Raw genomic sequence first — 3,901 nt, forward strand, 5'->3', positions numbered from 1 at the left:
ATCCTGATTCACCGCACTGCCCCGGACCACAGCCAGGACCTCATGCCCGAGCCGCCGCGCATCCGACAGACGCTCCAGGACCAACATCCCCGCGCCCTCGCCCCAGCCCACACCGTCCGCCTCATCTGAGAACGCTTTGCACCGGCCGTCGGGGGCGACACCGCGGAGCCGGGAGAACTCGATGAACACCCCGGGATGCGCGATCACGGTCACGCCGCCGGCCAAGGCCATCGAGCACTCACCCGCACGCAACGCCTGAGCCGCCAGATGCAACGCCACCAGCGAGGATGAACATGCGGTGTCCACGGTCACCGCCGGACCTTCCAGACCCAGCACATAGGAGATACGTCCCGACGCCACACTGGAGATCGCGCCCGTCGCCCGGTACCCCTCGGTCTCAGGCACCGTTCCAGCGGCAGAGAGATAGTCGTTGGCGATCAGTCCGACGTAGACACCCACGCGCTGACCCCGCAGGGAGGACGGGTCGATCCCCGCACGCTCCAACGCCTCCCACGACGTCTCCAACAGCAACCGCTGCTGCGGATCCATCGCCAACGCCTCACGCGGACTAATCCCAAAGAACCCCGCATCGAACCCCGCCGCGTCAGCGAGGAAACCGCCCTCACGAACGTAGGACTTCCCGGCAGCATCAGGATCCGGATCGAACAAACCCTCCAGATCCCAACCCCGATCGGTCGGGAACTCCCCCACCACGTCCATACCCGAGGACAGCAACCCCCACAAAGCAGCCGGACCATCCACACCACCAGGCAGCCGCAACCCCACACCCACGACCGCCACCGGCTCATCCGTCACAGACCTCACGGCAGGAACAACAGCAACCGGAACGGCGCCAACCAGCTCGCCCAGCAGATAATCAGCCAACGCCAACGGCGTCGGATAGTCGAACACCAACGTCGCCGGCAACGGCATCCCAGCCAAAACACTTAGACGATTGCGAAGCTCCACCGAGGTCAGCGAATCGAAGCCCGCATCATTGAACGCCTGATCAACCCGAACCAGATCCCGACCCGCGCCACCAAGAACAACCGACGCCTCAGCACGCACCAACCCGGCCAGATAGTCAACCTGATCGCCCGCCGCCATCCCAGCCAGCGTCGACCGCAACACATCCACGGCACCAGTAGCGGCAGTCCGACGCCGAGCCCCAGCCAAAGCCCGCAACAGACCGGGAACAGGCCCGTCCTGACGGCGCAGGACCGCTGGATCCAGCACCATCGGAACTAGCGTTGCATGCCGTGAGGCCAGCGCACGATCCAGCAACGCCATGCCCTCTTCAGCGCTCAGCGCGCCGATACCGGCTCGGCCCATGCGGGCCAGGTCAGTCTGGGTCAGATGCCCGGTGATCGTGCTCGCCTCAGCCCAGTAACCCCAGGCCAGGGATACCGCAGCCTCACCAGCCGCCCGCCGCCTGGCGGCCAAAGCGTCGAGATAGCAGTTCGCCGCCGCGTAGTTTCCCTGCCCCGGAGTACCCAGCACCCCCGCGCCCGAGGAGAACACGACGAACGCCGCCAACCCGAGCCCGCGGGTCAGCTCATCCAGATGCGTGGCCGCATCCGCCTTCGGACGCAACACCACGTCCAACCGCTCCGGAGTCAACCCACCCAGAACCGCGTCATCCAGAACCCCGGCGGTGTGAATCACCCCGCTGAGCGGCGCCGATGCTCCAGCGAGCAACGCCTCGACCTGATCACGATCAGCGACGTCGCAGGCCACGATCCGCACCCGGGCGCCGGCGGCCTGTAGCTCGGCGCGCAACCGTGCGGCTCCTTCAGCGGCCGGGCCTCGCCGTGAGACCAGCATCAGATTCCGGACTCCGTGTGCGGTGACGAGATGCCGGGCTACGAGGCCGCCCAACGTCCCGGTCCCACCGGTCACCACCACGCAACCGGCACCCACACCCCCAGCCAGGAGATCCTCTTCAACGACTCGGGCAAGCCGAGGCACCTCGACCAGACCCTCCCCCAGCCGAATCTCCCACTCCCCATCAGCGGCAGCCTGCTCCAGCACACCCGTGAGATCCGGAGGCCCCGCAGCCTCAGAGCCGAGATCCACCAGCAGGATCCGGCCGGGATTCTCCGACTGCGCCGAGCGCACCAACCCCGCCACCGCGGCCGCGACCGGGTCACCACCCGCACCCCGAACCACCACCGCCAACCGAGCCCCACCAAAAGCCGACCCGGACGTGAACGCCTGCAACACCTCCAACACCCGCGCCAACACCACCCGCACCCGCACCAACTCATCCGGCTCAAAACCAGCGGCAAGCGGATCCACATCGAGAACCAGCCACTCCGGCACGTCCTCGACCAAGGCCTCCAGACCCGCCACATCCGCGATCACAGCGCTGCCCGGCCGGCTCGCGCCATCAACCTCGCCGCCGGACAGGGGGCTCCAGTCGACGGCGAACATCGCACCGCGAGCGGGGGCGGTGGGAGCGTTGAGCTCGGTGGCGCTGATGGGCCGTGAGGTGAGGGCTCCCAAGGTCAGGACCGGCTCGCCCGCGGGGTCGGCCAGGTCCATCGCCAACCCGCCGGAGCCCAGGGTCGCGCGGATCCGAAGGGCGGTGGCGCCGGTGGCATGGAGGATGACACGGTTCCACGCGAACGGAACGATCACTTCGCCGGTGTCACCGGCCGGCGTGGCGACCATGGAGATGTGCAGGGCGGCGTCCAAGAGGGCGGGGTGGATTCCGTATCCGTCGATATCGGCGCCCTCGGGAAGGGTGACCTCGCCGAACAACTCCCCTTCCCACACCCAGACTGCTGTCAGGCCCTGGAACAGCGGCCCATACCCATAGCCGTTATCGGCGAGCCGCTCATAGAAATCGTCCAGAGACACCCGACGTGCTCCCGACGGCGGCCATGCCTCGAACGCCACCGCCTGCGCCCCAGCGTCATCGGCGGTGGGAGTGAGGAAGCCCTCGGCGTTCCGCTGCCACTCCTGCGTTCCGACCAGGCGCGAACTCACCGTCACCGGCCGACGCCCAGCGGAGTCGGTGTCGGCATCGGTAACGTGCACCTGAATCTCGACGACACCGGACGTCGGGATCAGCAAGGGGGCGTGGATGACGAGCTCGTCCAGCACCGAACAGTCCACCCGATCCCCAGCGGCGATGGCAAGCTCGACGATCGCGGCGCCGGGAACGACCACAGCGTCGGCGATTACGTGATCGGCCAGCCACGGATGGGTGTTCAGCGACACCCGCCCCGCCAGCATCACCCCACCCGGCACCTCCACCACCGGACCCAGCAGCGGATGCCCCCCAGCCGCTTGACCAGTACCCGCAGCAGCAGGAGCGAGCCAATAACGATCCCGCTGGAACGGATACGTGGGCAGCGGAACGACCCGACCGGGAACCGCGGCACCGGGAATCAGCGCGGCCAGAGCAGCCTGCCTGACCGGCCCGCCCACAGTCCACAACTCCAGCAACCCGGCGATGACCGCATCCGACTCCGGCTGATCCCGACGCGACAACGCCACCGCCGCAACCGGATGGTCACTGGTCCGGGCGAGAGAGGTCAGACTTCCATCCGGACCGATCTCGACCAGGAAGTCGCCCCGGGCTTCGGTGAGGGCCTCGGCATAAGGGACGGGTTCACGGACCTGCCGCACCCAGTACTCCGGCGACGTCCACTCCCGCCGCCCAGCCGCCGACGGCTCCCGAAAGGCGACACCCGCAGCGACAGCGGCGAACTCCTCCAACATCGGATCCATCAGCGGTGAGTGGAATGCATGACTAACCGGCAGAAGCCGCGCCCGGATCCCCGCACCAGCCGCTAGAGCGACGATCTCCTCAACAGCCGCCTGCTCACCGGAGACCGTCACAGCTCGCGGTCCGTTAACAGCCGCGACCCACACACCAGCACGGTCGGCCAAC

1 protein-coding gene is annotated in these 3,901 nt (G+C 67.8%); it reads right to left on the reverse strand.

What is annotated here, in order from left to right; all coding sequences use genetic code 11:
- On the reverse strand, positions 1-3,882 hold a 3,882-nt coding region (locus ND747_RS15765), incomplete at its 3' end, for an SDR family NAD(P)-dependent oxidoreductase (RefSeq protein WP_308204640.1).
- Positions 3,883-3,901: the final 19 nt, after the last annotated feature.

The organism is Frankia sp. R82, assembly GCF_023716925.1.
Taxonomy (GTDB): domain Bacteria; phylum Actinomycetota; class Actinomycetes; order Frankiales; family Frankiaceae; genus Frankia.